The sequence below is a fragment of the Sulfuritalea sp. genome (assembly GCF_017302275.1).
Lineage (GTDB): Bacteria > Pseudomonadota > Gammaproteobacteria > Burkholderiales > Rhodocyclaceae > Sulfuritalea.
Genome location: NZ_JAFLDR010000025.1, coordinates 1 through 26,570, shown reverse-complemented (window position 1 = coordinate 26,570; position 26,570 = coordinate 1). Strand labels below are relative to the sequence as shown.

The window sequence follows — 26,570 nt, the reverse complement described above, 5'->3', positions numbered from 1 at the left end:
TCGCTGCTGCGCAGCTCCGCATGTTGGCTGCGCCGCCCTTGGGGCGGCCCGGCCGGCGGCGCTCATACCTGCTGCCCCCGCATCATCTGTCTGTTCTCCCAGTCGACACGCAGCAAGATTCCCAAGGCAAGGCAATTGGCGACAATGCCGGAACCGCCGAAGCTCATCAGCGGCAGGGTCAGGCCCTTGGTCGGCAGGAGGCCCATGTTCACGCCCATGTTGATGAAACCCTGGACGCCGAGCCAGATGCCGACGCCCTGCGCCACCAGGCCGGAGTAGACCCGGCCCAGCACCATGGCCTGGCGGCCGATGGCGAAGCAGCGCTGTACCAGCAGGGCGAAGAGTCCGACCACGACGCAGACGCCGACGAAGCCGAGTTCCTCGGCGATCACCGCCAGCAGGAAGTCGGTGTGCGCCTCCGGCAGGTAGAACAGCTTTTCGACGCTGGCGCCGAGTCCGACGCCGAACCACTCGCCGCGGCCGAAGGCGATCAGCGCGTGGGACAACTGGTATCCCTTGCCGTAGGCGTCCTGCCACGGATCCATGAAGCCGAAGATGCGCTGCCGCCGATAATCGGAAGCCCAGATCATGACCACGAAGCTGACTGCCAGCACCGCGACCAGGATGGCGAACACGCGGGCATTGATGCCGCCGAGGAAGAGGATGCCGGTGGCGATGGCAAGGATTACCACCAGCGCGCCGAAGTCCGGCTCCCGCAGCAGCAGGACGCCGACCAGCACCATCACCAGCGCCATCGGAAAGAAGCCGCGCACGAAGCTACCCATGTCGTCGAGCTTGCGCGCGGTGTAGTCGGCGGCATACAGCACAGCGAACAGCTTCATCAGCTCCGAAGGTTGCAGGTTGATCGGGCCGAGTCCGATCCAGCGCTGCGCGCCGTTCACCGAGCGGCCGACCTGTGGCACCAGAACCAGCAGCAGCAGCGCGACGCCAGCCACGAATAGCCAGGGCGCGGCCTGCTGCCAAAGGCGCAGCGGAACCTGGAAGGCCATCACGCCGGCCACCAGGCCGATGCAGAGGAAGATCGCGTGGCGAAACAGGAAATAGGCCGACTGGTTGCCGGTGAAGCGGCTGCCTTCAGCTATCGCGATCGAGGACGAATACACCATCACCAGACCCAGCAGCAACAGGCCGAGGGCCGGCCACAGCAGCAGGCCGTCGAGTTCGGCCGGGGCGCGGTGGCTCGGCGCGGCATAAGCGTGGTTCATCAGCGGCTCGCCCCGGTTCCGCTGGCCGCCAGGGCCGTTACGGCGGCGGCGAACGCCTGCGCCCGGTGTTCGTAGTTGCGGTACATGTCGAAACTGGCGCAGGCCGGCGACAGCAGCACGGCATCGCCCGGCTGCGCCAGGGCGGCGGCGCGGCACACGGCATCGTCCATGTCGGCGGCGGCCTCGACCGCGACGCCGGCACCGGCGATCGCCTTGCCGATCAGCGGTCCGTCGCGACCGATCAGGATCACGGCACGGGCATGGCTGGCGACCGCGAGGCGCATGGGGGAGAAATCCTGGCCCTTGCCGTCGCCGCCGGCAATCAGAATGATCTTGTGATCATTCTGATTGCCGGCGTTCGCCAGTTGGCCGCCGATACCGTCCAGGGCGGCCACCGTGGCGCCGACGTTGGTGCCCTTGGAGTCGTCGTACCAGGTGACGCCCTGGCGCTCGGCGATTCTTTCCACGCGGTGCGGCAGGCCGCGAAAGGAGCGCAGCGCCGGCAGCAGGGTTGCCGCGTCGATGCCGAGGCTGCCGCACAGGGCCAGCGCGGCCATGGCGTTGGCCGCGTTGTGCAGGCCGGCCAGCGGCAGTTCCGCAAGCGGGACCAGGAAGTTCGCGCCCTGCGCCAGCCAGGTTTCGCCGCGCTGCACGCGCAGGCCGAAGTCCTCGGCGGCGGCCGGCGCGTCGAGGCCGAAGCTGACGATCTGGCGATCGGGCAGCACCATGCGGCAAACGCGCGGATCGTTGCGGTTGAGCACCTGGATGCACGGCGTCCCGGCACCGCTCTGGAATACCCTGGCCTTGACCGACGCGTATTCATCGAGATCGATGTAGCGATCGAGATGGTCGTCGGAAACATTGAGCACCGTGGCCGCGACCGGGTTCAGCGTCTCGGTGGTTTCGAGCTGGAAACTGGACAGTTCCAGCACCCACGCCTCGGGCAGGGCGCCGGCATCCTGCGCATCCATCAGCGCGGTCAGCGCCGCCGGCGAAATGTTGCCGGCGACGCCGACCGTCCTGCCGGTGGCGCGCAGCAGGTGGCCGGTGAGCGCCGTGGTGGTGGTCTTGCCGTTGGTGCCGGTGATTGCCAGCACCGGCGGCAGATGCGGCCGGCCGCCATTGATGTCGCGCATGGCCTGGGCGAACAGCTCGATTTCGCCGAGCACCGGGATGCCGGCGGCGCGCGCATGGATCACCACCATCAGGCCGCCGGAAAGCCCCGGCGATAGCACCAGCAGGTCGATGCCGTCGAGCAGGCCCTTGTCGAACTCGCCGGGACGAAAGTCGGCGCTGGTGACACGGCGCCGCAACTCGTCAAGGTAGGGCGGCGCCGCGCGCGTGTCCGCCACGCGCACCCGCGCGCCCTGCCGCGCGCACCAGCGCGCGCAGGCCAGGCCGGATTCGCCGAGGCCGAGGATGAGGACGTGTCTGCCTTGCAGTTTCATCAGCGGATCTTCAGGGTCGACAGGCCGAACAGCACCAGCAGGATGGTGATGATCCAGAAGCGGACCACGACCTGCGTCTCCTTCCAGCCGGTCTGTTCGAAATGGTGGTGCAGCGGCGCCATGCGCAGGATGCGCCGACCCTCGCCGTATTTCTTCTTGGTGTATTTGAACCAGCCGACCTGCAGCATCACCGACAGGGTTTCGGCGACGAAGACCCCGCCCATGATGAACAGCACGATCTCCTGCCGGGCGACGATCGCCACGGCGCCGAGCGCCGCGCCCAGCGCCAGGGCGCCGACGTCGCCCATGAACACCTCGGCCGGATAGGCGTTGAACCAGAGGAAGCCGAGCCCGGCCCCGGCCAGCGCGCCGCAGAATACCGCGAGTTCGCCCGCGCCCGGGATGTAGGGCAGCAGCAGGTACTTGGAGAAGCCGGCATGGCCGGCGACGTAGGTGAATATGCCCAGCGCGGCGCCCACCAGCACCGTGGGCATGATGGCGAGGCCGTCGAGGCCGTCAGTCAGGTTGACGGCATTGCTGCTGCCGACGATCACCAGGTAGGACAGCACCATGAAGCCGAAGATTCCCAGCGGGTATGACACGGTCTTGAAGAAGGGCACGATCAGGGCGGTCTGGCTCGGCAGCTCGAGCGTGAAGCCGCTGCCGACCCACTGGAAGAACAGCTCGACCACCTTTTCGTTGTTCGGCGCCGAGATTGAAAACGCGATGTAGATCGCCGCAACCACGCCGATCACCGACTGCCAGAAGAACTTGGAACGAGCCGACAAGCCGTCCGGGTTGCGGTACACCACCTTGCGCCAGTCGTCGACCCAGCCCACCGCGCCGAAGCCCAGGGTGACGATCAGCACGATCCAGACGAAACGGTTGGACAGGTCGGCCCAGAGCAGGGTAGACACGCCGAGCGAAATCAGGATCAGCGCCCCGCCCATGGTCGGCGTGCCCGCCTTGATCAGGTGGGTCTGCGGTCCGTCGTCACGCACCGACTGGCCGATCTTCTTGGCGGTCAGCCAGCGAATCACGGCGGGGCCGAAGACGAAGGAAATCGCCAGCGCCGTCATGGTCGCGAGCACCGCGCGCAGGGTGATGTAGCCGAATACGTTGAAGCCGCGGAAGTCCTTCGCCAGCCATTGTGCGAGTTCAAGAAGCATTACGGACCTTCCCCCCTCCCCCTTCACGCGGAAGGGGATGACGGATGTTCGCGGGCGACGCCCGCTCCGGTTGATGGTGGTTCCCGCCGTGGGACAGACCGGCGGCGGGAACGGGATCCACGATGGCCTCGACCACGCGTTCCATCTTCATGAAACGCGAACCTTTGACCAGTATCGTGGTGGCGCCATCGAGTTCGCCGGCCAGGCGTTTCAGCAGGTCCTCGATGCGTTCGAAATGCTCGCCGCCGGCGCCGAAATTGTAGGCCGCCGCCGCCGCCAACTGGCCGAGGCAGAACAGGCGATCGATGCCGTGGCTCTTGGCGTAGCAGCCGATCTCGTCGTGGAACTGCGCCGCCGCGGAGCCCGCTTCGCCCATGTCGCCCATGACAAAGATGCGCTTGCCGGGTACCGTGGCCAGCACGTCGATCGCGGCGCGCATCGAATCCGGATTGGCGTTGTAGCTGTCATCCACCACCAGCGCACCCTCTCGACCGACGCGGCGCTGCAGGCGTCCCTTGACGCCGGCAAACGCCTCCAGGCCCTGCTTCACCGCATCCAGGGTCGCACCCGCGGCCAGCGCCGCGGCGGCGGCCGCGCAGGCATTGCGCGCGTTGTGGCGGCCCGGCACCGCGAGCGTTACGGGCAGCGGTCCGGCCGGCGTGGCCAGGTGCAGCTCGCCGCCGAGGCCGTGCGGAACGAAGTTGCCGCGCACCTCCGCCTCGCGGTCGAGACCGAAGCGCAGTTGTCGGCGGTCGCGCGAAAGCTCGCGCCAGACGTCCGCCTGCGCGTCGTCGGCATTGAACACGGCGACGCCGTCGGGTGCCAGGCCAACGTAGATCTCGCCCTTGGCCAACGCCACGTCCTGCACCGTGCCGAGTCCTTCGAGGTGCGCGCGCTGCGCGTTGTTCACCAGCGCCACGGTGGGCGCCGCTAGGCGCGTCAGGTAGTCGATCTCGCCTGCGTGGTTCATGCCCATCTCGATCACTGCGGCATGATGCTTCGCACGCAGCTTGAGCAGGGTCAGCGGCAGTCCGATGTCGTTGTTCAAGTTGCCCTCGGTCGCCAGCACACTCTCGGCCGCGCCGCCGAAATGTGCGCGCAGGATCGCCGCGCACATTTCCTTGACCGTGGTCTTGCCGTTGCTGCCGGTGATGCCCAAGAGCGGAATCGTGAAACGGCCGCGCCAGGCGGCGGCGAGCTGGCCCAGCGCGAGGTGCGTGTCATTCACCGGGATCAGCGGCAGGCCCGGGTTGGCCTCGGCCCAGGCGCCTTCGACCATGGCCCCGGCGGCCCCCCTGGCCAGCACCTCGCGCACGTAGTCGTGGCCGTCGAAGCGCTCGCCCTTCAACGCGACGAACAGCATGCCGGGGATCACGGCGCGCGAATCGGTGCCGACGGCGTGGAATTCCGCGTCGGGGCCCTCGTGCATCACGCCGAACGAAGCGCCGGCTTCTGAAAGTCGCATCATTGACCCACCCCGCGTTCCACCGCCGGCCCTGCATGGCCAGCCGGCTGCGGCGGCGCGAAGCAGTGCTTCGCGAAACCCCGCCTCCACCCCCCGCCCCAAGGGCAGGGGTGACTCGGGTTCGCGACTGCGTCGCTCCATATTGCTGGCTGCGCCATCCTTGGGGCGGCCCTGCGAATGGCGCTCATCGCCGTGCCGCCAGCGCCGACTTTGCGGCATCGAGGTCGGAGTAGGGATGGCGCGTGCCGGCGATCTCCTGGTAGGGCTCGTGTCCCTTGCCGGCCAGCAGGATCACGTCGCGCGCGTCGGCGGCGACCAACGCGTCGGCGACTGCCCGAGCACGGTCGGCCTGCACCGGTGCTTCGTGTTTCATTCCAGAGAGGATCGCACCTATGATGGCATCCGGATCCTCGCCGCGCGGGTTGTCGCTGGTGACCAGCACGCGATCCGCCAGGCGCTCGGCGATCGCCCCCATCTGTGGCCGCTTGCCCGGATCGCGCTCGCCGCCACAGCCGAACACGCAGACCAGTTGCCCGCCGCGCGCGTCCGCGGTTTCGCGCAGCACGCCGAGCGCCTTTTCCAGGGCATCGGGCGTATGCGCGTAATCGACCACCACCAGCGGATGGCCGTGCCCGCCCAACGCCTGCATGCGTCCCGGCGGCGGACGGATGCCGCGCAGCGCCCTCGCGATCGTGTCGAGGCCTTCACCGCGGCTCAACAGCGCGCCGGCGACGGCCAGCAGGTTGGAGGCGTTGAAACGGCCCACAACCGGCGCAGCGATGGTCGCGCCGCGCAGATCGAATTCGATGCCGGCGGCACCCATGCGCAGGTTTCGGGCACGCAGGACTTCGTCGCATTCCGTCGCCGCGTCGCCCAGCGTGTAGCCCAGGGTCGGTACGCGGCCCCTGAGGCGGCGCGCCAACTCGATGCCGAAGGCATCGTCGAGATTGAACACCGCGGCGCCGAGGCCGGGCATGGCGAACAACCGCGCCTTGGCCGCGGCGTAGGCCTCCAAGCTGCCGTGGTATTCGAGGTGGTCGCGCGTCAGGTTGGTGAACACCGCGACGTCGAATGCAACGCCATTCACCCGCCCCTGGTCGAGCCCGATCGAGGACACCTCCATGGCGCAGGCCTGCGCGCCGCGTTCGACGAATCCCGCCAGCGCCGCATGCAGGGTGATGGCATCGGGCGTGGTGTTGGGCGACTCGGCCAGCGCATCGACGAAACCGTTGCCCAGGGTGCCGACCACGGCGCACCTGTGGAGCCTTTCCCCCAGCCCCTGCCCCACGGCCGGCTTTGCACAGCCGGCCGGCTGCGGCGGCGCGGAGCCGTGCTCCGCGAAACCCCGCCTGCGCCCCATGGAAAGGGATGACGGTGGTTCGTCGCCAGGCGACTCCATCCTCAAGGCGGTCTCTGCCTTGGGGCGGCCCGGCGGCAGAGACGGCAGCGCATCCATCGCCTGGGCGATCCATTGCGAGATGGAGGTCTTGCCGTTGGTGCCGGTAATTCCGGCGACCCAGAGCTTTTCGGAGGGACGCCCATACACAATGTGCGCGATCTCGCCGGAAAGCGCCGCCAGACCCTCGACTGCCACCATCGCCGTGTCGCCAGCGCCGACTTTTGCGGCAACGCCGCCACCCGCTTCGACAAGCACCGCCGCCGCGCCCCGCGCCACGGCCTGCGCGATGAAATCGCGGCCATCGACATGCGCGCCGGGGAGTGCAACGAATATGTCGCCGGGCTGCACGCGGCGCGAATCGGCGGTGAGGCGGGTCGGCGTCACGCCCTTTGCCCTGAGTTGTTCAAGGGTCGTCATGGCGGCGCTCACATCTCTTCCCGTGTCGGCTCGGCGGCCGTCATCAGCAGCGGCGCCAGCGGCGCGTCGGGCGCAATGCCCAGCGTGCGCAGGCTGCCGGCCATGACCTGGGCGAACACCGGCGCGGCAACCTCGCCGCCGTAGTATTTTCCGTTGGACGGCTCGTCGACCATCACCGCGACGATCAGGCGAGGGTCGGACACCGGCGCAAAGCCGACGAAGGAGGCGACATAGCGGTTGGCGTAGGCCCCGCTTTCGAGCTTGTGCGCGGTGCCGGTCTTGCCCGCGACGCGATAACCGGGAATCTGCGCCTTGGGCGCGGTACCACCGGGACGCACGGCCATTTCCAGCATGGCACGCACTTCGCGCGCGGTCTGCGCCGAGAACACCTGCTTGCCGGCGGTCGGCGGCACAACCACGCGCGACAGCGACAGTGGCAGCAGGTCGCCGTCGCGGGCGAAAGCCTGGTAGGCGCGCGCCAACTGGATCAGGGTCACCGAGATGCCGTGACCATAGGCCATGGTGGCCTGCTCGATCGGCTTCCAGGTCTTCGCCGGACGCAGGCGCCCGCCCGCTTCGCCCGGGAAACCCAGCTTGAGCGGCGCGCCGAAGCCGAGGCTGTCGAACATCGCCCACATTTCCTCCGGCTTCATCGACAGCGCGAGTTTCGCCGAACCGATGTTGGAGGACTTCTGGATCACCTGCGCCACGGTGAGGACGCCATGGGCATGGGCATCCGAAATCGTCGCCGAGCCGATGGTCATCTTGCCCGGCGCAGTCTGGATCGGCGTGTCGAAGCGCACCTTGCCCTGTTCCAGCGCCAGCGCGGCAGTGAAGGGCTTGAGGGTCGAACCCGGCTCGAAGGTGTCGGTCAGCGCCCGGTTGCGCAGTTGCGCGCCGGCCAGCTTGCTGCGGTTGTTCGGGTTGTAGGTAGGCAGGTTGACCAGGGCCAGGATCTCGCCGCTGTCGGCATCGAGCACCACCACGCCACCGGCCTTGGCGCGATGCTCGGCCAGCGCCTGCTTGAGGTGGGTATAGGCCAGGTACTGCACCTTGGAGTCGATGGCCAGCGCAATCTCCTTGCCGTCCAGCGGCGGCCGGATGCTTTCGACATCCTCGACAACGTTGCCGCGCCGGTCCTTGATCACGCGGCGGCTGCCCGGCTTGCCGGCAAGTTCGCCGTTGAAGGCCAGCTCGATGCCCTCCTGGCCGACATCCTCGGCGCCGGTGAAACCCAGCACGTGAGCCATCACCTCGCCCGCCGGGTAGTAGCGCCGATACTCGTTCTTCTGGTGGATGCCGGGCAGCGCAAGCGCCTTGACCTTTTCCGCCGTTTCCGGCGGCAACTGCCGCTTGACATAGACGAAGTCGCGCTCGGCAGCCAGCTTGCGGTTGATTTCGTGCACGTCCATGCCGAGCACGGCCGCCAGGTTGCGCGCCTGCGCCGGCACCAGTTGCGCATCCTCCGGTATCGCCCAGATCGAGCGCACCGGGGTAGACACCGCCAGCACGTCACCATGCCGGTCGGTGATGCGCCCGCGGGTCGCTGAAATGTCGATCTGGCGCTCGAAGCGCGCGCGTCCCTTGTCGCCGAGGAATTCGTTGTTGAAGCCCTGCAGGTAGAGGGAACGCCCGACCAGCAGCGCAAAGGCGCCCAGCAGCACGACCAGCACCAGGCGCTGCCGCCACGGCGGCAGGCGCTCGGAGAGCAGCGGGCTCGTGGCGAACCTGATCGGCTTCATGTCCGCATCACCGCGCCGTGCCGACGTCGACCGAAATGATCTGCCCGGGCGCCGGCTGTTTCATGCCCAGCTTCTCGCGCGCCAGCTTTTCCACCCGCACATGCGCCGCCACAGTACTTTGTTCCAGCTGCAACTGGCCAAATTCGACATCCAGGTCGCGCATGCGCTTCTGCCCGGCTTCCAGCTCAGAGAACAGCTTGCGCGCGCGATGGTTGGAACTCACCAGCGACAGGGCGCAGGCGAGCACGACCAGGATCAGGATCAGGAAGAGGTTGAGCCGTGCCAATTAGTTGCTCCCGCTCCGCGGTGACCCGCTATCGGGGCCAAGCTTCTGCGCGACGCGCAGCACTGCGCTGCGACAGCGCGGATTGGCCGCGACCTCGGCGTCTGATGGGAACATCGCCTTGCCCACCAGCCTGGCGACCGGCTGCGGCAATTCGACCGCGCGCAGCGGCACGCCCTTCGGCGGCTGCGGGGGATGCGCCGCGTCGCGCAGGAAGCGTTTGACGATGCGATCTTCGAGGGAATGAAAGCTGATCACGGCCATGCGTCCACCCGGTGCCAGTCGATCGAGGGCCCGCGGCAGGACTAGCGACAGTTCCTCAAGCTCCCGATTGACGTGAATCCGTAAAGCCTGAAAAGTCCGCGTCGCCGGGTGCTGGCCCGGTTCCCGCGTGCGGACTGTTTGCGCCACGAGCGCGGCAAGCTGTCCTGTCCCTGAAATACCGTGCTCGCCCCGAGCAGCAACAAGCGCCTTTGCAATCGCATGAGCAAACCGTTCTTCGCCATAGTCTCTGATCACCTTTTCTATTTCTGGTTGCGATGCCCGCGCCAGGAACTCGGCGGCGGTCTCCCCCTGCGTCGTATCCATGCGCATGTCCAGCGGCGCATCGAAACGAAAACTCATGCCCCGTTCGGGCGTGTTCAGTTGCGGCGACGAAACGCCGATGTCCAGCAGCACGCCAGCCACCTGCCCGACGCCGAGCCGGTCCAGCACCGTGTCGAAATCGCTGAACGCCGCATGGACCAGGGTGAAGCGCGGATCCGCAATCGATGCGCCGGCCGCGATCGCCGCCGGATCGCGATCCAGCGCGATCAGCCGGCCCTCTGGCCCGAGCGCGGCGAGGATCGCCCGGCTGTGGCCGCCGCGACCGAAGGTGGCATCGACGTAAGTTCCCTGGGGCTGAATCGCCAGCGCTGCCACCGACTCGGCGAGCAGCACGCTGACGTGGGAGTCGACACTCACAACGCAAGGTTTTCCAGGCCCGGAGGCAGAAGCTTGTCGCCGACGGCGAAGATCGCATCCTGCTGCGCCTTCCAGCCGGCATCCGACCAGATCTCGAAGTGGCGGCCCTGGCCGATCAGCCAGATTTCCTTTTCCAACCCGGCGTAGCGGCGCAGCGAGGGCGAGAGCAGCAGGCGTCCGGCGCCGTCGAGTTCCACATCCTCGGCGAAGCCCACCAGCAGGCGGCGGACCATGGCGGCTTCGGGCTGCAGGCTGGATGCGGCCAGAATCTGGTCGCGGATAGGCTCCCAGGCCGGTCCGGGATAGAGCAGCAGGCAGCGGTGCGGATGGGCAGTCACCACCAGACGGCCCTGACCGATCACCGCCAGCGCGTCGCGGTGCCGACTGGGCACCGCCATGCGGCCCTTGGCATCTAGATTCAGCGACGTCGCACCTTGGAACATTCCGTCTCCCCCGGCAGGATTCAGACCATCAATCGATCAAATTTCCCACCAAACCCCACTAAGACCCACTTTAAGACACATTTTGACCGGGGTCAAGATCGAAAAGGGCTATTTTTCCAAGCGCAACAAAGGCTTAGACGCGGAACCCAAGAAATTTTGTGAAATTTTTTCTCAATAAAATCAGTATGGATACAAGGCATACTGAATGTGATTTATGAGAAGAAGCGATGCTCGATGGGGAATTCGCCGTCCGCTACGACTGGCGCGACCCACGCCCTTGTTTCGGGATGCCGGGGATGGCATTGAAAGGCCTCGCTACGGCGCGGCCGACTTAACGAAAGGCAGCAGAAAGCGCGCAAGGCGACATCGAGCGCAGCGAGCAAATCAGGAACCCCCCGCGAGGGGGGCGAAGGGGGGCGGGTGTTTGGAAAATGCCAACTTCAATGATGCGGGGTGGTGTGTCCCGCATCATGAAAGTTGGCTCAGGCCAGGCGTCGGCCCATCGCCTCGCCCATCCGAATCGCCCCTTGCGGCGCCCAATCGGGATTGAAGCCCAGCGCGGCGCGAGGGAACAGCATCACCACGGTCGAACCGAGCAGGAAACGGCCCATTTCGTCACCCTGGCGGTAGCGCAAGTCCTGATCCTCGTAGCGCCAATCGCGCAGATGGCCGGGGCGCGGCGGATTCACCACGCCGTGCCAGACCGTGGCCATGCTGCCGACGATGGTGGCGCCGACCAGCACCATGACGAATGGCCCGCGCTCGCCCTCGAACACGCAGACCACGCGCTCGTTGCGCGCGAACAGGCCCGGCACGCCGCGCGCCGTCACCGGATTCACCGAAAACAGGTCGCCCGGCACGTGGATCATGCGCGTGAGTTTTCCCGCGCAGGGCATGTGGATGCGGTGGTAGTCCTTCGGGCTCAGGTAGAGCGTAGCGAACACGCCGTTCTCGAATTTGGAAGCCAGCGCCGCATCGCCGCCCACCAGCGCGGTGGTCGAGTAGCCGTGGCCCTTGGCCTGGAATATCCGGTCGCGCTCGATGGCGCCGAACTGGCTGATCGCGCCGTCGACCGGGCAGACGAAATCGGCATTGGCCAGCGGCCTCGCGCCCTCCTTCAGCGGCCGGGTGAAAAATTCGTTGAAGCTGGCATACGCGGCAATGTCCGGATCCGCGGCCTCGGCCATGTTCACGCCATAGCGAGCGACGAACCAGCGGATCACCGACGTCGTCAGCCCACCGGCTTGCGCCGAGGCAAGCTTGCCGGCAAGCGCGGTGAGGGCCTGTTTCGGCAGCAGGTACTGGGACAGGACGGCGAGGCGATCGGACACGTCGGCGGCGGCGCGGGAAAGGAGGCGCGGATTATAGCGGCGCGGGCACGGCCGCCACTACTGCCGGCGCTTGAGCAGGGCCGTCAATACCGGTGGCGTGACCAGCGTGGTGAGGATCACCATCATGACGATGACCGAGAACATCGCCTCGTTCATGACACCCAACTGTTTGCCGACCATGGCGAATATCAGGCCGACCTCGCCGCGCGGCACCATGCCCCAGCCCACCAGCCAGCGTCCCGACGACCCAGCGGCAAGGCCCGCGGCGAGCTTGCCGGCGATCGCCGCCACCGTGACGCCGGCGCCGACTCCCAGCACGGTCGGGTCGGCCAGCGTCTTGAGGTCCACCTGCATGCCGGTCAGGACGAAGAACACCGGCACGAAGAAGTAGCCGATCGGCTCGATCATGTGCTCGTGCTGGTGGCCGCCGTGCTTCTTCAATATCGGCAGCAGGCGCTCGGCCAGGGCGGGTTCGCCCTTCGGCAGCAGCGGCTCGATTTCGCGCACGATGGCCGGGCGGTCGAAGTCGCGCAGGAACATCGGTTCGAACAGCAGGCCGGCGGCGAAGGCGCCGATGATCGGCGCCAGGCCAATGGCATGCGCCAGCCAGGCGAGGAACAGGCCGGTGGCCAGCACCTGGGCGAACAGCATCGATGGCCCCGCATCGAGTTGGGCCAGCCAGCGGCTGGAGTGCGGCGCAATCATGCGCCCGATCCAGATCGAACCGGCGAGGAAAATCACTGCCTGGGCGATGATGCCGCCGACCTGACCGACGCTGACCGAACCCGCCTGCACCAGGCTGGAGACCACGGCCAGTATCACCAGGCCCAGCACGTCGTCGATCACCGCCGCCCCGAGCACGATGCGCGCCGCAGGCGTGTCGAGCTTGCCCAGGTCGCGAAACACCCGCCCGGTGATGCCGACCGACGTGGCCGAAAGCGTGGCGCCGAGGAAAAGATAGGCGTTGTGCGACAGTCCTGGCAGCAGCCACGGCCCGACCACCCAGGTGCCCAGTACGAAGGGCACGACAATGCCCACCAAGCCGACCGCGAGCGCGCGCGGACCGACCTTGATCAGGTCAGCAAGCCGCGTCTCCAGGCCGATCTGCAGCAGCAGCACGATGACCCCGAGTTCGGCGATGAAGGCGATGACCGGATCCTTCGGGATGGCCTCGAAACCCGTGAAGCCCACCAGCGCAAGATTCCCCAGCACCACGCCAAGCAGCAGTTCGCCGAGCACGGCAGGAAAGCCGACGCGCTGCGCCAGCGGCGCGAAGAGGCGCGCGCTCATCAGGATCAGCGCCAGCCACAGCAGGTTGATGCCGACCACGTCGGAACCCGCGGCCCAGGCCGGCGCGGCGGCTAAGCAAAGCAAAAAGGCCCCCGCTCTGGGCGGAGGCCTCGACCGGCGAACCCGCCGGATGGGAATCACCGGCCTTGCGCGGAGAGCGCGGCGATCCGCTCTTCCATGCTCGGGTGGCTGGCGAACAGTGCCATCAGGCCCTTCCCGCCGGCGATACCGGAACTCGCCAGGCTCTTCGGCAGGGGCTCCACCGACAGGCCGCCGAGGCGCTGCAGCGCCGAGATCATCGGCCGCGGCGAACCCATCAGGCCGGCGGCGCCGGCATCGGCGCGGAACTCGCGCTGGCGCGAGAACCAGGCGACGATGATGCTGGCCAGTATCCCGAACAGGATGTCGCAGACGATCACCGTGATCGTGTAGCCGATGCCGGGACCGGAGGAGTCGCTGCCGCGGCGCAGGAAGCTGTCGACCAGGTAGCCGACGATGCGCGAGACGAAGATGACGAAGGTATTGACCACGCCCTGGATCAGCGTCAGCGTCACCATGTCGCCGTTGGCGACGTGGCTGACCTCGTGCGCCAGCACGGCCTCGACCTCCTCCTTGCTCATGCTCTGCAACAGGCCGGTGGACACCGCCACCAGCGAGTTGTTCTTGCTCGGACCGGTGGCGAAGGCATTCGGCGCACCCTCGTAGATGGCCACTTCCGGCATCGCGATGCCGGCCTTTTGCGCCTGCTTGCGCACCGTTTCGACCAGCCAGAATTCGGTCGAGGTCGACGGGCTGTCGATGATGCGTGCGCCGGTCGACCACTTGGCCATCATCTTCGACATCAAGAGCGAAATGAAGGAGCCGCCGAAGCCCATGAGACCGGCGAACACCAGCAGCATGCCGAGGTTGAGTCCGTTGGCATGGAGGAAGCGATTCACCCCCAGCACGCTGGCGGCGATCGACAACACCAGCATCACGGCGATGTTGGTGACCAAGAACAGCACGATGCGTTTCATTGCAATCTCCCGAAAAAGACCCTGGCCGGAGCCGCACGCCGGCCGGGATCGGCCGACGGCACCTGAGGCCTTCATTGTGAAGGCTTAGATGCAGCGATTCTACGAAAATTCAAGCTTCCTACAAACCGAACAACAAATGACGTTAACTTCGTAAAATACGAAAATGAAATCCGCTGCGCTGAACTTCCACCACCTGCGCTACTTCTGGGTCGTCGCCCGCGAAGGCAGCGTCACGCGTGCGGCGCGGCGGCTCGGCGTCGCGGTACAAACCATCAGCGTGCAGATCGCCCGGCTCGAACAATCGCTCGGCAGATCGCTGCTGGTACCGCAGGGCCGGCGCCTGGTGCCGACCGAGGCCGGGCGGCTGGCGGTGGCCTACGCCGACCAGATTTTCCAGCTCGGCGAACGCATGGATGCCGCGTTGCGCGAGACCGATGCGGCGAACACCTTGCGCCTGGCGGTCGGCATCTCCGATGCGCTGCCCAAGCTGATCGCCTATCGCCTGATGGAAGCCGTGTTCCACCTGCCGCAGCAGGTGCGCCTGGTCTGCCGCGAAGGCGAGTTCGACACCCTGCTCGCCGAACTCGCGCTGCATCGGCTCGACGTGGTGCTGACCGACCGGCCGGCGCCCCACGGTGGCAACCTCAAGGTGTTCAGCCACGCGCTGGGCGAGTTCGAGATCACGCTGTTCGGCGCGCCTACTCTGGCTTGGCGCTACCGCAAGGATTTCCCGCACAGCCTCGGCGCTGCGCCGATGCTGCTGCCGACGCGCGGCAACGCACTGCGCGGCCAGATCGAGCGTTGGCTGGAAACCCATGACGTGGCGCCGCTGATCGTCGGTGAATTCGAGGACAGCGCGCTGCTGACGACCTTCGGCCGCGCCGGCATCGGCCTCTTTCCGGCGCCTTCGGTGCTGGGCGCCGACATCGCGGCGCAGTTCGGCGCCGAAGCGGTCGGCGTACTGGACGAGGTGCGCGAGCAGTACTACGCGATTTCCAACGAGCGGCGCATCCGCCATCCGGCGGTCGAGGCGATCCGCAAGGCGCCGGTGAGCTGGAGCCCGGCAGCCGCCGCCTGACTCCTTACTGGTAGCCCGGCGCGCCGACCGGAGCCGGTGTCGGTGAGTCCGCAGGCACCACCTTCTGCACCTGAACGGCAGCCGCCGGACCTTCCTTGTGCTTTTCGTGGGGATGCCAGCCGAGGATCGCCAGCAGGGCGAAGAACCCGACCACGTAACCGATGGGAATGAACCAGCCGTGGCGCAGCCACTGGCCGACCGACTTCGCCTCGGGAAACAGGTTGGCCACGGCGACGCCGGCCGAGGAGCCGAACCACAGCATCGAGCCGCCGAAACCGACAGCGTAGGCGAGGAAGCCCCAATCGTAGCCGCCCTGCTTCAGCGCCAGTGCGGTCAGCGGAATGTTGTCGAACACCGCCGAGATGAAGCCCAGCGCCAGCGCAGTCGACCAGGATGCCGGCGGCAGCTGTTCCACCGGCATCATCGAGGCGCAGGTCACCAGCGCCAGCAGGAACACCGAACCCTTGAAGGCGCCGGGTATCAGGCTCCACTCCGGCTTGCGCAAGGGCACCGCCACCAGCAGGGCGATGCAGACGGCGGCGCCGAGGAAGGGGAAGTGCTCGGCCATGGCGGCAAACTTCAGGTTCACGGTGACATTGGTAACGATGGCGGCGACCAGGATGAAGACCACGATGCCGACCCGCGCCCAGTCGATATGGTGCGCCGCCTGGAAGTCGCGGCTGATGGCCATGTGCTTGTGCTGCAGCAGCGCCGCCGGAATGCCGAACACCACCAGTGCCACGGCGGCGGCGATGTAGGCCTCGACCACGTCGAGCGGGCTGACGCCGTCCAGCCACATCATGGTCGTCGTCGTGTCGCCGACCACCGAACCGGCGCCGCCGCCGTTCGAGGCCGCAACGATGGCGGCGAGGTAGCCGATATGCACCTTGCGCTTGAACACGCTGGCCGCCACCGTGGCGCCGATCAGCGCGGCGGCGATGTTGTCGAGGAAGCCGGAGAGGACGAAGATGATCACCAGCAGCATGAAGGGGCCGAGCCAGCCCTCGGGCAGCAGCTTGGGCAATACCTCCGGCACCCCGCTGTCCTCGAAATGCCGCGCCAGCAACGCAAACCCGACCAGCAGGCCGAGCAGGTTGGCCAGCAGCACCCATTCGTGCGCCATATGCACGCCGAAGCCGGCAAGGCCGGCGCCGGTCTTGAAACCGGTGAACAGGATCTTGTAGGTGGCGATGGTGGCCAGCCCCGCCAGCGCCACCTGCAGCACGTAGTGGTGGAACAGCGCGACACCGAGCAGCGTCGCCGCAAAAAGGATGAAATCCACCGGGATGCCGAACAAGGCAGGCGAGGTCACCGCCGCATCGGCCGCCTGCGCCGCGGACGCCGCGAGCAGCATGGCGAAAGCGGCCAGCCAGCGGCCCGCCAGTGGCAGGGATTTGTACAAGCGATGCAAAGCCATCATCTCCAACCACTCCTCCTCGTTTTTGTCGGCCGATTGTAGCAGCCTGCCGGCCGGCGAAACCTGCACCGGAGCGGGTTCGTGGTCGGGATTCTCGCGGAATACGCTAAACTTCGAGCCTTACAGAGAGTGAAAGTCCAGCCATGAGAATTCTGCTTCCGGTCGATGGTTCCGAGCATTCCGAGCGCGTCGCCCGGCATGTCATCCAGTTGGCAAAGAACAGCATTGCCTGCGACGTCGTGCTGCTCAACGTCCAGCCGCCGATCGACGCGCCGGAACTTCGCGGCCACATGCCGCTGCGCGAGATCGAAGCCATGCAGGAAACCCGTGCCGGCGACGCCCTCGTTTCGACACGGGCGTTGCTCGACGCCGCGGGTGTCTCCCATGAAGCCATGGTGGTGCTGGGCCCCGTCGCAGAAAGCATTGCCCGCATCGCCGCCGAGCGCGAATGCGACGTCATCGTGCTTGGCCGCCAAGGTACCGGCAAGCTGGCCGCCGCCCTCATGGGAACGGTCGCCAGGGACGTGATCTACCTCTCGCCTTGCCCGGTGACGGTGGTCAAGTAAGCATGCCGCCCGCCGCTTCTCGTCAGTTTCGATCTACTGCACGTCCTCGGCGGCGACCGGCGATTCCAGTCCCGCCGCGCGAAAAGCCTTGCCCATCATCACCATGCCGGCATGGGGCAGATTGAGCCCGGCACTGAAGTAGATCAGCTCGAACACGGCGTCCGCCTTGTCCGCGGCGACCACCGCGGTAAAAACCTGCTTTTCGTCTGAATACACCCTGTGGCGCAGGCTGTGCGTGCCGATGCCGCGCGCATGGTGGAAGCTGGTGCTGACCACGCCGAGTTCGCGGCGCAGCGCCTCCATCACCTCGGCGCCGCGCCCGGCGGGCATGATGCAGGTGATGACGCGATACTCGCCGCGTGGTGGCGGCGGCCTGAGCTCCTCAGCCATGGTGGCCGAAGCGCGCGGCGATTTCCGGCGGCACGTAGGTCGCCATCTTGTCCAGCGGCGACATGTAGATCATGCCCATGCCCGGCGTATCCAGTTTGGCGGCGACATAGACGCGCTCGAAGATGTGGTCGGCGTGGTCGGCCGGAACCACGATGTAGATCACTTCCTTCTCGGCATTCACGGTAATGCCCAGTACGCCGAGGTGCTTTTGTCGCACGCCCATGCCACGCGCGTAGAAGATGGTCGCGCCCTGGGCGCCGGCGTCCGTCGCCGCGTCGACCACGGTGTCGGCGACCCCGCGCTGGACGATGCAGGTGATCAGGACCGCATCCGTCAGGACCACGATTTCGTCGCGTTGTTTCATGCCTAGCTTTCCCCTCGCGCAGCGACTTCCGCCCTGCGGCGGATCCAGAAGCCCACCAATAGAACCGAAACGATCGGACCCAGCGACGCCATCGCCAGGATGCCGAAGCCTTCCGCGACACCCACGGCCTGACCCAAGCCGAGGCCGAGCGCCAGCACCAGCGGCACCGTGACCGGGCCGGTGGTCACCCCGGCACTGTCCCAGGCCAGCGCGACATACTCTTCACTGGACCAGGCCGTCGCGACCAGGGCCAGCGTGTAGCCGCCCAGCAGCAGGGGCAGTATCGACCAGGCGAAAACGATCTTGGCGACTCCCAGCGCGATGCCCAGTGCGACGCCAACGGCAACCGCCTGGATCAGCAGTCGTTTGGGGAAGGCGCCGTCGGTCAGGTTTTCCACCGTGGTGCCCATGGCGTTGAGCGCCGGTTCGGCCACTGTGGCGCCGTAGCCCAGGGTGGCGGCGAAGACCAGGGTCAGGCCGATGCCGAGCGGGTACGGGTAGAGCGCGTCGCCGCCCCCGACCGCGCTGAACGCCGCCGGTACCGTGGCCCCTGCCTGGTTGCCGAGCGGAACCAGCCCGACGCTGAGGCCCAGGTTGAACAGGGCCATGCCCAGCACCGCGACCACCACGCCATAGGCAATGATGTTGCGCTGCTTCACCGCCGCACCCACCAGGAAGCGCTGTACCAGCCAGAGCAGCAGGATCAGCGGCACGATGGCGCGCAATGCGGCGACCAGTTCGGCCGCCGGCGTTTCATCCCACCAGGCTGCCGTGCCACCAGCGCCGACTATTGATGGCAGGGCGGCCGGATCGGGCATTTCGCCGACCAGGCCGATACCGACCAGGATCACCGCAAACGCAGGAAACAGCGAGGCCAGGGTGACGATGCCGAAGCCGGCGAGCGGATTGTCTTCCTGTCCCGCCGCGGCGGCCACGCCTATGCCCAGCGCCAGCACCAGGGGCACGGTCACCGGCCCGGTGGTGATGGCGCCGCAATCCCAGGCCAGTCCGATGATCGGCGCCAGGCGCGGGTCGAGACCGGCATAGGTGGTCAGGGCCAGGCATGGCAGCAAGGTCGCGATGACAAGGGTCTTCATGCGCCAGGCGAAGAAGAAGCGCAGCATGCCCACCACCACGGCAAGGCCGACGCCGATCCCGACGGCCAGCACCAGGCGGTCGGGATAGCGCGTCAGCAGCAGATGCAGCCAGGGCGCCCGCAGGGGATCGACACCCCCGCCGGCCGCCCGCAGGGCGCCGATCGCCGGCTCGGCAAAGGTCGCGATGCCGCCCAGCAGGAAGGCAAAGCCGAGCACCACCGCGGGCGCCGCCCGATTGGGCAGGTTGAAGCCGATGCTTTCGGCGAAGGGCATCAGGCCGTACTTGACGCCGTCCATGAAAAGCATGAGCCCCAGCATCACGGCCAGCATGCCGAACGCGATCAGCTCGCCCTCCCGCACATCGGCGCGCAATGCAGCGATCTGGAACAGGGCGAGGAACAGCGCCAGCGGCACCACGGCGCGCAATTGCTCGAGGAAGCGCACGCTGACATAGGGCGTCAGCAGCCGATGCACGTCCACCAGTCGCAGGCTGCGCGCGCGTGACCATTTACCGGCATCGGCATGCACATCCCTGTAGCTGACGCGCCGCTGTTTGACGCGCACGGCGCTGAGGAACTCGCCGTAACGCAAGCGCGGCTGCAGTACTGGGTCGGTCATCGGGGCGAGGAAAGGGTGGCCGGATATCGAAGGCCCATTTTACCCAGGTCAAGATTGCGAATGCGGCCGCAGGCTATGATTACCTCATGCATTCCAACCTGCTGTCGATCCTGCTGCTGCTCACCGCCGCCGTCGGCGCGGTCTTGATCGCGCGCCGCCTCAAGCTGCCCTCGATGCTGGCCTACCTCGCCATCGGCATCGCCCTGGGGCCGCACGGACTGGCCTTGCTGGCGGAAAGCGAGGAAGTACAGGGCTTCGCCGAGTTCGGCGTGGTGTTCCTGATGTTCACCATCGGACTCGAATTCAGCCTGAAGCGCCTGCAGGCGATGCGCAACCTGGTGTTCGGTTTCGGTTCCGCGCAAATGGCGCTGACCGCGCTCGGTACCGGACTGGTGACGGCGCTGGCCTACGGACAGGGCTGGCGCGGGGGCATCGCCGTCGGCCTGGCGGTGGCCATGTCATCGACCGCGATCGTGGCCAAGATGCTCTCCGACCGCTTCGAACTGCATTCGAGGTCCGGGCGCCAGACCATGGGCGTGCTGCTGTTCCAGGACCTCGCGGTGGCGCCCTGCCTGATCCTGCTGCCTGCGCTGGCGGCCTCCGGCGAAGACCTGTGGCGTTCGCTGGCCTTGGCGGCGGCCCAGATGGTCCTCGTCCTGGCGCTGTTGATCTGGCTCGGGCAGAAGCTGATGGGGCGCCTGCTCGATGCCGCGGCCCGGGTTCGCTCCAACGAGCTGCTGGTGCTGACCACGCTGTGGATCGTGGTCGGGCTTTCCTTCCTCACGGCACAAAGCGGGCTTTCGCTCGCGCTGGGCGCCTTCGTCGGGGGCATGCTGATTTCGGAAACCGTGTATCGCCACCAGGTGGAAGGCGACATCCGGCCGTTTCGTGACATCCTGCTCGGCCTGTTCTTCGTCACGGTGGGCATGCTGCTCGACATCCATTATGTGTTGGCCAATGCCCACAAGCTGCTGCTGGCCGTGGTGCTGCTGATCGCCGGCAAGGCCCTCGTCATGCTGATCGTGACGCGCATCGCGCGTACACCGCTGGTGGCCAGCCTGCGCACGGCGGCCCAACTGGCGCAGGCCGGCGAGTTCGGCCTTGTGCTGATCGAACTGGCGCGCCAGCTCAAGCTGATCAACGACAGCGCCTTCCAGATCACGCTCTCGGCGATGCTGCTGTCGATGTTCATCGCGCCCTTCCTGATCGCCCGCGCCGCGCGCCTTTCCGGCGACATGGGGCGCGGCGACTGGGCGCACAAGGCCACCGTGATCCACGACATCGCGGTGCACAGCATCGACCTCGGCGAGCACGTGGTGGTATGTGGCTACGGGCGCACCGGCGGGCGCATCGCCGAATTCCTCGCCATCGAAAGCATTCCCTTCATCGCGCTGGACGTCGACCCGCAGCGCATCGCCGACGCACGGGCCGAGGGCATCAATGTCGTCTTCGGCAATGCCGACCGCCGCGAGGTATTGCAGGCGGCCGGCATCGCCCGCGCGCGCGCCGTTGTGGTCACCTATCCCGACGCGCACTCGGCGGAACGCGTGGTGCGCATCGTGCGCGCGACCCGGCCCGACATTCCGATCGTGGTGCGCACCACCGACGACAAGGATGTGGCCCGGCTCAAGGCCGCCGGCGCCACCGAGGTGATTCCCGAAGTGCTGGAGAGCAGCCTGCTGATCGCCGCCGAAACCCTGGTCCAGGCCGGCATCCCGATGGAGCACGCGATCCAGCACGTGCGCGAAGTCCGCGCCGCGCGCTATGCCTCGCTGCGCGAGTTCTACCAGCCGGCGAAGAAGTAAGCGACCTCCCCGACCGCTTAAGCGCGCTTTAAGCGGTGCCCTCCATGATGCGCGGCACTGATCATCCATGGAGGTTCACATGCGCAAGCTGTTCATCATCGCCGCCCTGCTCGCCGCCGCCGGTGCCCGGGCCGAAACCCCGCGCGATTTCCTGACCCGCTTCGAAAAAGAGGCCGGCAGCGCCGCCTCCGCCGAGCGCGGCGCGCGCTTCTTCAACAGCAAGCAGGGCGGCGAGTGGAGTTGCGCCTCCTGCCACACCGACAAGCCGACCCAGGCCGGACGCCACGCCAGGACCGACAAGCCGATCGCGGCGCTGGCGCCGGTGGCGAATGCGGAGCGCTTCACCGACGCCGCCAAGGTGGACAAGTGGTTCCGCCGCAACTGCAACGACACAGTGAATCGCCTTTGCAGCGCGCAGGAAAAGGCCGACGTCATGGCCTGGCTGCTGACCCTCAAATAGGCCGGAGATTCTTATGAAACGACTGATAGCCACCGCCCTGCTGCTGTTCGCCGTGAGCGCCCATGCCGACAACTACCGCCTGCCGAAGCACGGGGCCTTCGAGGAAGAATGCGCTTCCTGCCACATGGCCTTTCCGCCGCAGATGCTGCACGCCGATTCCTGGCGCGCGATGATGGGCGACCTCGCGCACCACTTCGGATCGGATGCCAGCCTCGACGAAAAACGCCGTGCCGCCATCACCGACTTTCTGGTCACCCACGCCGGCGGCCGCAAGACCGGCACCACGCGCGACGCTTCCGGCAAGCCGTTGCTGCGCATCACCGAGACCGCGCGCTTCGAAAGGAAGCATCGCGAGATCGCCGCCGCGACCTGGAAGCGCGCCTCGATCAAGAGCCCGGTTAACTGCACGGCCTGCCACCGCCAAGCGGCGGCCGGCGACTACAGCGAACGTTCGATCAACATCCCCAAGTGAGGGCAGCCATGAATGCAGACAGCACACCGGTTCGCGTCTGGGACCTGCCGACGCGCATCTTCCACTGGTCGCTGGCGACCAGTTTCGTCATCGCCTTCGCCACCGCGGAATCGGAGAAGCTGCGCGACATCCACGTCCTGGCCGGCTACGCCATGGCCGGGCTGATCGCCTTCCGCATCCTGTGGGGCTTCGTCGGCGGCGGCCATGCGCGCTTCGCCGACTTCCTGCCGACGCCGACCACAGTCATCGACTACCTGAAGTCCCTGCTGGGCGGAAAGCCGCAGCACTACGTCGGCCACAATCCGGCCGGCGCGGTGGCGGTCTTCCTCCTGCTCGGATTCGGCATCACCGCCGCCGCCAGCGGCTACGCCACCTACAACGAGTTCGGCGGGGATTTCATGGAGGAAGTCCACGAAGCTGCTGCCAATGGCATGATGGCGATGGTCGGCATCCACCTGGCCGGCGTGGTCGTCAGCAGCTGGCTGCATGGAGAGAATCTGGTCAAGGCGATGATCACGGGACGCAAGCACATCCGCCATGAGAATCCTGCTGGTTGAAGACGATGCCCTGCTGGGCGACGCGCTGCAGGCCGGCCTGAAGCAGGCCGGCCACGCCGTCGACTGGACGCGCGACGGCGTCAGTGCGGAAACGGCGCTGGCGACCGGGGACTATGCCGCCGTGGTGCTCGACCTGGGCCTGCCACGCAAGGACGGGCTCGACGTGTTGCGCTGGCTGCGCGCCAAGAAGCGTGCGCTGCCGGTGCTGATCCTTACCGCGCGCGACACCGTCGATGACCGCATCAAGGGACTCGACGCCGGCGCCGACGACTACCTGGTGAAGCCCTTCGACCTCGGCGAACTGAACGCCCGGCTGCGCGCCCTGTTGCGCCGCGCCGGCGGCCAGCCGGCGCCGGTGCTGACGGCTTCCGGCATCACGCTAGACCCGGCGACGCACGCGGTGAGTTGCGCCGGCAAGGCGGTTGAACTCTCGGCCAAGGAATACGCGCTGCTCCACGCCCTGATGCAGCAGACGGGACGCGCCCTGTCGCGCGCCCAACTCGAACAACATCTCTATGCCTGGGGCGAGGAAATCGGCAGCAACACGATCGAGGTCTACATCCACCACCTGCGCCGCAAGCTCGGTGCGGAAGCGATCCGCACCCTGCGCGGCATCGGCTACGTGATCCCCAGGGACGCCGCCGCATGATGTCCCTGCGCCTGCGCCTGGTGCTGCTGACCACCGCCGCGGTGGCAGTGGTGTGGCTGGTTACCGCCGCCTTCACCTGGCGCTCGGCGCTGCACGAGATCGAGGAACTGCTCAACCATCCCCCCGCCACGGCCAGCCATATGCGGGAGGAGCGCGCCGAACTCGCCGCCGAAATCGCCGAGCACCTGCTGAAGCCCATGCTTTTCGCCCTGCCTGGGCTGGCCCTGGTGCTGCTGGTCGCGGTCGGCGTTTCGCTGCGGCCCCTGCGCCGCCTGGCCGACGACGTCGCGGCACGCGCGCCGCACCGGCTGACGCCGATCACGGACAGCGGCACGCCGCGCGAGATCCTGCCGCTGGTGCAGCGACTGAACGAGCTCTTCGTCGGGATCAAGCGGGCCCTGGAGAACGAGCGCCGCTTCACCGCCGACGCCTCGCACGAGCTGCGCACGCCGCTGGCCGCGCTCAAGGCCCAGGCCCAGGTCGCGCTGGCCGCCACCGACGAAACCCAGCGCCGCCACGCGCTGGACCAGATCCTGGTCGGCTGCGACCGGGCCACGCATCTGCTCACCCAGTTGCTGACCCTGGCGCGACTCGATGCCGACAGCGGTGAGGCATTGCAGCCACTGGCCCTGCGCCCGATCGCCGCCGACGTACTGGCGGACGCCGCCGGCGAGGCCATCGCGCGCAACTGCGAACTGGTGCTGGCCGACGGCGATGCGCGGGTGCGCGGCGACGTCGCGCTGCTGCAGGCCATGCTGCGCAACCTGGTGCACAACGCGCTGCGCCACGCCGCGCCTTCCCGCGTCGAGGTGCACATCGAACGGCAGGGCAAGCGCGCCGTGCTGAGCGTCAGCGACGACGGCAGGGGCCTTCCGGAGGCGGAAATCGAGGCCGTGCAGCAGCGCTTTCGCCGTGGCGCCAGCGCCGACTTTTCGGCTGCCGTCCGCGGCGGTGACGCGGGCGAACAGAACATTCCGGGCAGCGGCCTCGGACTGTCGATCGTTCGCCGCATCGCCGAAGTCCACCGCGGCAGCCTGTTGCTCGAGCAAGGGCCGGACGGCCGCGGACTTGTCGCACGCATACATTTGCCGGCGATCAATTAGTCCCGCTGCGGGGCGCTGGATAATTGGCGCATGAACCTCCCCCCCGAATCGTCGTCCAAACCCGACCCACCGCCGTGGCACGCGCTGCCCGCCGCCGACGCATTGGCCGATCACGGCGTGCGCCCGGACCACGGCCTGACCGAAGACGAGGCGGCGGCACGCCTGGCGCGCCATGGCCCCAATCGACCCAGCCAGCAAGCCGGACGCAGCGCTCTCTCGCGTTTTCTCGGCCAGCTCACCGAGCCGCTGGTGCTGGTACTGATCGGCGCCGGCGCGGTCACCGCCGCGCTGGGCGAATGGGTGGACAGTTCGGTGATCTTTGGCGTCGTGGCCATCAATGCAGTGATCGGCTACCTGCAGGAAGGCAAGGCCGAGGCGGCACTGGCGGCGCTGGCCCGCGCCGTGGCGACCGAGGTCACGGTGCTGCGCGACGGCCGCCGGCGGCGCATGGATGCCGTACACCTCGTGCCCGGCGACGTGGTCTGGCTCAGCGCCGGGGACAAGGTACCGGCCGACCTGCGCATCATTTCCGGGCGCCAGTTGCGCACCGTCGAGGCCGCGCTGACCGGCGAAGCCGCGCCGATCGACAAGCACCACGACGGATTGCCGCCGGACACCCAGCTCGCGGACCGGCGCAACATGGCCTACGCCGGCACCACCGTGGTCGCCGGCCAGGGCCATGGCCTCGTCGTCGCCACGGGTGACGCCACCGAGACCGGGCGCATCTCGGGCCTGATCGCCAGCGCACCCGAAATCGCCACGCCGCTGACGAAGAAGATGGGCGAGTTCGCCGGCCTGCTGCTGTGGGTGATCCTCGGCCTGGCAGCGCTGACCTTCGTCATCGGCGTGATGCGCGGCGAACCGATGACGGCAATGCTGATGGCGGCGGTGGCGCTCGCCGTCGGCGCGATCCCGGAAGGCCTGCCCGCGGCGATGAGCATCACGCTCGCCATCGGCGTCAGCCGCATGGCCAAACGCCGCGCCATCATCCGCCACCTGCCGGCGGTGGAAGCGCTGGGCAGTACCACGGTGATCTGCTCGGACAAGACCGGCACGCTGACCGAGAACGCGATGACAGTCACCGAACTGTGGGCGGCCGGCACCAGCGTCACCGTTACGGGCCATGGCTACGATCCCGAAGGTTCACTCGGCGGCGGCGAACCCGGACCGGCGCTGCGCGAGGTGCTGATCGCGGCTGCGCTATGCAACGACGCCGCGCTAAGCCTCGAAAGCCGGCGCTGGCTACACGCCGGCGACCCCACCGAAGTCGCGCTGCTGGTCGCGGCGCGCAAGGGCGGACTGGACGAGACCACCCTGCGCCATGTCTTTCCGCGCCAGGACGAACTCCCCTTCGATTCGGCGCGGCAGACGATGGCGACGCTGCACGACGTGGAAGGACGGCCGACGCTGTATGCCAAGGGCGCCATCGAGAAGGTCCTTCCCGCCAAGTTCAAGCTCGACAGCGAACTGATCAAGGTGTTGGCGCTGCCGAAGGCGACCTACAAGGCGATGATCGCTGAGCGGCCTAAAGGGTTCGGCGACGAACCCGGCAAGTACCACTCGGATGCGATATTCCTCATGGAGGGGCTGTCGCTCAAGGACGCCGTGGGCGCCTTCGACCCTCGTGAAGGCGTCGCTACGATGTGGCCGGGGAAGGACGTCATCTACCACCAGCGCTTGAGCGCGGAGCGCACGAAGACGCGGCTCAACAAGATGATGGGCTCGCCGGCGAAACCCGCGCGCCAGCATCTGCGTGAAGTGGCTGCACTTGGTCGATTGACGCGGCGTGACGACGCCGGTTC

Annotated in this window: 25 protein-coding genes; 9 read left to right on the top strand and 16 right to left on the bottom strand. The window is 67.4% G+C overall.

What is annotated here, in order from left to right:
• Positions 1 to 62: 62 nt before the first annotated feature.
• The 12 genes from ftsW to htpX all read right to left on the bottom strand — a co-directional run bounded on the left by ftsW (position 63) and on the right by htpX (position 14,192).
• On the bottom strand, positions 63 to 1,226 hold the full coding sequence (gene ftsW / locus J0M27_RS13930) for a putative lipid II flippase FtsW (RefSeq protein ID WP_294992756.1): 1,164 nt from the start codon (positions 1,224 to 1,226) through the stop codon (positions 63 to 65).
• Positions 1,226 to 2,674, bottom strand: coding sequence for a UDP-N-acetylmuramoyl-L-alanine--D-glutamate ligase (gene murD / locus J0M27_RS13925; protein WP_294992753.1), 1,449 nt, complete (start codon positions 2,672 to 2,674; stop codon positions 1,226 to 1,228). The genes ftsW and murD overlap by 1 nt, the downstream gene beginning before the upstream one ends.
• Positions 2,674 to 3,843 carry a phospho-N-acetylmuramoyl-pentapeptide-transferase gene (gene mraY, locus J0M27_RS13920; protein ID WP_294992751.1) on the bottom strand — a complete coding sequence of 390 codons (1,170 nt, stop codon included), beginning with the start codon at positions 3,841 to 3,843 and terminating at the stop codon, positions 2,674 to 2,676. Before mraY ends, murD begins: the two co-directional genes overlap by 1 nt.
• Positions 3,833 to 5,311, bottom strand: a complete 1,479-nt coding sequence (murF, locus tag J0M27_RS13915) for a UDP-N-acetylmuramoyl-tripeptide--D-alanyl-D-alanine ligase (RefSeq protein ID WP_294992748.1) — start codon at positions 5,309 to 5,311, stop codon at positions 3,833 to 3,835. Before murF ends, mraY begins: the two co-directional genes overlap by 11 nt.
• 181 nt (positions 5,312 to 5,492) lie before the next feature.
• Entirely contained in the window at positions 5,493 to 7,124 is a 1,632-nt protein-coding gene (locus tag J0M27_RS13910) for a UDP-N-acetylmuramoyl-L-alanyl-D-glutamate--2,6-diaminopimelate ligase (RefSeq protein ID WP_294992745.1), read from the bottom strand.
• Between the two features lie 8 nt (positions 7,125 to 7,132).
• On the bottom strand, positions 7,133 to 8,866 hold the full coding sequence (locus J0M27_RS13905; protein WP_294992742.1) for a penicillin-binding protein 2: 1,734 nt from the start codon (positions 8,864 to 8,866) through the stop codon (positions 7,133 to 7,135).
• Between the two features lie 7 nt (positions 8,867 to 8,873).
• Positions 8,874 to 9,152: a cell division protein FtsL gene (gene ftsL / locus J0M27_RS13900; protein ID WP_294992739.1), complete on the bottom strand. Its 279-nt coding sequence runs from the start codon at positions 9,150 to 9,152 to the stop codon at positions 8,874 to 8,876.
• The gene (gene rsmH, locus J0M27_RS13895) at positions 9,153 to 10,112 is read right to left on the bottom strand and encodes a 16S rRNA (cytosine(1402)-N(4))-methyltransferase RsmH (protein ID WP_294992736.1); all 960 of its coding nucleotides are present in this window, start codon (positions 10,110 to 10,112) and stop codon (positions 9,153 to 9,155) included.
• A complete protein-coding gene (mraZ, locus tag J0M27_RS13890) occupies positions 10,109 to 10,555 on the bottom strand; it encodes a division/cell wall cluster transcriptional repressor MraZ (RefSeq protein ID WP_294992733.1) in 447 nt (148 codons plus the stop codon). The genes rsmH and mraZ overlap by 4 nt, the downstream gene beginning before the upstream one ends.
• A 482-nt stretch (positions 10,556 to 11,037) precedes the next feature.
• Positions 11,038 to 11,886 carry an archaetidylserine decarboxylase gene (gene asd / locus J0M27_RS13885; protein WP_294992730.1) on the bottom strand — a complete coding sequence of 283 codons (849 nt, stop codon included), beginning with the start codon at positions 11,884 to 11,886 and terminating at the stop codon, positions 11,038 to 11,040.
• A 57-nt stretch (positions 11,887 to 11,943) separates the two neighbouring features.
• Positions 11,944 to 13,260, bottom strand: coding sequence for a cation:proton antiporter (locus J0M27_RS13880; RefSeq protein WP_294992728.1), 1,317 nt, complete (start codon positions 13,258 to 13,260; stop codon positions 11,944 to 11,946).
• A gap of 53 nt (positions 13,261 to 13,313) precedes the next feature.
• Positions 13,314 to 14,192, bottom strand: a complete 879-nt coding sequence (htpX, locus tag J0M27_RS13875) for a protease HtpX (protein WP_294992725.1) — start codon at positions 14,190 to 14,192, stop codon at positions 13,314 to 13,316.
• A gap of 163 nt (positions 14,193 to 14,355) precedes the next feature.
• Here htpX and J0M27_RS13870 point away from each other — a divergent pair, with 163 nt between their 5' ends.
• On the top strand, positions 14,356 to 15,270 hold the full coding sequence (locus J0M27_RS13870) for a LysR family transcriptional regulator (RefSeq protein ID WP_294992722.1): 915 nt from the start codon (positions 14,356 to 14,358) through the stop codon (positions 15,268 to 15,270).
• Positions 15,271 to 15,274: 4 nt separating this feature from the next.
• On the opposite strand, the gene J0M27_RS13865 is transcribed toward J0M27_RS13870, so the two are convergent.
• Complete coding sequence (locus J0M27_RS13865) at positions 15,275 to 16,690, bottom strand: citrate transporter (RefSeq protein ID WP_294992719.1); 1,416 nt, start codon at positions 16,688 to 16,690, stop codon at positions 15,275 to 15,277.
• A 140-nt stretch (positions 16,691 to 16,830) separates the two neighbouring features.
• On the opposite strand from J0M27_RS13865, the gene J0M27_RS13860 reads away from it, so the two are divergent.
• A complete protein-coding gene (locus J0M27_RS13860) occupies positions 16,831 to 17,253 on the top strand; it encodes a universal stress protein (RefSeq protein WP_294992718.1) in 423 nt (140 codons plus the stop codon).
• Between the two features lie 33 nt (positions 17,254 to 17,286).
• On the opposite strand, the gene J0M27_RS13855 is transcribed toward J0M27_RS13860, so the two are convergent.
• From J0M27_RS13855 to J0M27_RS13845, 3 genes are read right to left on the bottom strand one after another with little or no spacing between them, the layout of a single operon-like run.
• Positions 17,287 to 17,643: a hypothetical protein gene (locus J0M27_RS13855; RefSeq protein WP_294992715.1), complete on the bottom strand. Its 357-nt coding sequence runs from the start codon at positions 17,641 to 17,643 to the stop codon at positions 17,287 to 17,289.
• Positions 17,636 to 18,007 carry a P-II family nitrogen regulator gene (locus J0M27_RS13850; RefSeq protein WP_294992712.1) on the bottom strand — a complete coding sequence of 124 codons (372 nt, stop codon included), beginning with the start codon at positions 18,005 to 18,007 and terminating at the stop codon, positions 17,636 to 17,638. Before J0M27_RS13850 ends, J0M27_RS13855 begins: the two co-directional genes overlap by 8 nt.
• 2 nt (positions 18,008 to 18,009) lie before the next feature.
• Positions 18,010 to 19,722, bottom strand: a complete 1,713-nt coding sequence (locus tag J0M27_RS13845) for a DUF1538 domain-containing protein (RefSeq protein WP_294992710.1) — start codon at positions 19,720 to 19,722, stop codon at positions 18,010 to 18,012.
• Positions 19,723 to 19,808: 86 nt separating this feature from the next.
• On the opposite strand from J0M27_RS13845, the gene J0M27_RS13840 reads away from it, so the two are divergent.
• From J0M27_RS13840 to J0M27_RS13810, 7 genes are all read left to right on the top strand, one after another.
• Positions 19,809 to 21,527, top strand: a complete 1,719-nt coding sequence (locus J0M27_RS13840) for a cation:proton antiporter (RefSeq protein ID WP_294992707.1) — start codon at positions 19,809 to 19,811, stop codon at positions 21,525 to 21,527.
• Positions 21,528 to 21,606: 79 nt separating this feature from the next.
• On the top strand, positions 21,607 to 21,987 hold the full coding sequence (locus tag J0M27_RS13835; protein ID WP_294992704.1) for a DUF1924 domain-containing protein: 381 nt from the start codon (positions 21,607 to 21,609) through the stop codon (positions 21,985 to 21,987).
• A gap of 13 nt (positions 21,988 to 22,000) precedes the next feature.
• On the top strand, positions 22,001 to 22,459 hold the full coding sequence (locus J0M27_RS13830) for a diheme cytochrome c (protein WP_294992702.1): 459 nt from the start codon (positions 22,001 to 22,003) through the stop codon (positions 22,457 to 22,459).
• 8 nt (positions 22,460 to 22,467) lie between these two features.
• The gene (locus tag J0M27_RS13825; RefSeq protein WP_294992699.1) at positions 22,468 to 23,016 is read left to right on the top strand and encodes a cytochrome b/b6 domain-containing protein; all 549 of its coding nucleotides are present in this window, start codon (positions 22,468 to 22,470) and stop codon (positions 23,014 to 23,016) included.
• Positions 22,997 to 23,665 carry a response regulator gene (locus tag J0M27_RS13820; protein WP_294992696.1) on the top strand — a complete coding sequence of 223 codons (669 nt, stop codon included), beginning with the start codon at positions 22,997 to 22,999 and terminating at the stop codon, positions 23,663 to 23,665. Before J0M27_RS13825 ends, J0M27_RS13820 begins: the two co-directional genes overlap by 20 nt.
• Positions 23,662 to 24,768 carry an ATP-binding protein gene (locus J0M27_RS13815; RefSeq protein ID WP_294992694.1) on the top strand — a complete coding sequence of 369 codons (1,107 nt, stop codon included), beginning with the start codon at positions 23,662 to 23,664 and terminating at the stop codon, positions 24,766 to 24,768. The genes J0M27_RS13820 and J0M27_RS13815 overlap by 4 nt, the downstream gene beginning before the upstream one ends.
• A gap of 30 nt (positions 24,769 to 24,798) precedes the next feature.
• A partial coding sequence (locus J0M27_RS13810; RefSeq protein ID WP_294992691.1) for an HAD-IC family P-type ATPase occupies positions 24,799 to 26,570 on the top strand: 1,772 nt, incomplete at its 3' end.

Coding starts and splice junctions, on each gene's coding strand:
- J0M27_RS13850 (WP_294992712.1), bottom strand. CDS start 18,007: ATGAAACAACGCGACGAAATCGTGGTCCTGACGGATGCGGTCCTGATC.
- J0M27_RS13845 (WP_294992710.1), bottom strand. CDS start 19,722: ATGACCGACCCAGTACTGCAGCCGCGCTTGCGTTACGGCGAGTTCCTC.
- J0M27_RS13910 (WP_294992745.1), bottom strand. CDS start 7,124: ATGACGACCCTTGAACAACTCAGGGCAAAGGGCGTGACGCCGACCCGC.
- J0M27_RS13815 (WP_294992694.1), top strand. CDS start 23,662: ATGATGTCCCTGCGCCTGCGCCTGGTGCTGCTGACCACCGCCGCGGTG.
- murD (WP_294992753.1), bottom strand. CDS start 2,674: ATGAAACTGCAAGGCAGACACGTCCTCATCCTCGGCCTCGGCGAATCC.
- J0M27_RS13855 (WP_294992715.1), bottom strand. CDS start 17,643: ATGGCTGAGGAGCTCAGGCCGCCGCCACCACGCGGCGAGTATCGCGTC.
- J0M27_RS13860 (WP_294992718.1), top strand. CDS start 16,831: ATGAGAATTCTGCTTCCGGTCGATGGTTCCGAGCATTCCGAGCGCGTC.
- J0M27_RS13835 (WP_294992704.1), top strand. CDS start 21,607: ATGCGCAAGCTGTTCATCATCGCCGCCCTGCTCGCCGCCGCCGGTGCC.
- J0M27_RS13905 (WP_294992742.1), bottom strand. CDS start 8,866: ATGAAGCCGATCAGGTTCGCCACGAGCCCGCTGCTCTCCGAGCGCCTG.
- htpX (WP_294992725.1), bottom strand. CDS start 14,192: ATGAAACGCATCGTGCTGTTCTTGGTCACCAACATCGCCGTGATGCTG.
- J0M27_RS13865 (WP_294992719.1), bottom strand. CDS start 16,690: ATGATGGCTTTGCATCGCTTGTACAAATCCCTGCCACTGGCGGGCCGC.
- J0M27_RS13820 (WP_294992696.1), top strand. CDS start 22,997: ATGAGAATCCTGCTGGTTGAAGACGATGCCCTGCTGGGCGACGCGCTG.
- murF (WP_294992748.1), bottom strand. CDS start 5,311: ATGATGCGACTTTCAGAAGCCGGCGCTTCGTTCGGCGTGATGCACGAG.
- J0M27_RS13830 (WP_294992702.1), top strand. CDS start 22,001: ATGAAACGACTGATAGCCACCGCCCTGCTGCTGTTCGCCGTGAGCGCC.
- mraY (WP_294992751.1), bottom strand. CDS start 3,843: ATGCTTCTTGAACTCGCACAATGGCTGGCGAAGGACTTCCGCGGCTTC.
- J0M27_RS13870 (WP_294992722.1), top strand. CDS start 14,356: ATGAAATCCGCTGCGCTGAACTTCCACCACCTGCGCTACTTCTGGGTC.
- J0M27_RS13825 (WP_294992699.1), top strand. CDS start 22,468: ATGAATGCAGACAGCACACCGGTTCGCGTCTGGGACCTGCCGACGCGC.
- mraZ (WP_294992733.1), bottom strand. CDS start 10,555: ATGTTCCAAGGTGCGACGTCGCTGAATCTAGATGCCAAGGGCCGCATG.
- ftsW (WP_294992756.1), bottom strand. CDS start 1,226: ATGAACCACGCTTATGCCGCGCCGAGCCACCGCGCCCCGGCCGAACTC.
- J0M27_RS13840 (WP_294992707.1), top strand. CDS start 19,809: ATGCATTCCAACCTGCTGTCGATCCTGCTGCTGCTCACCGCCGCCGTC.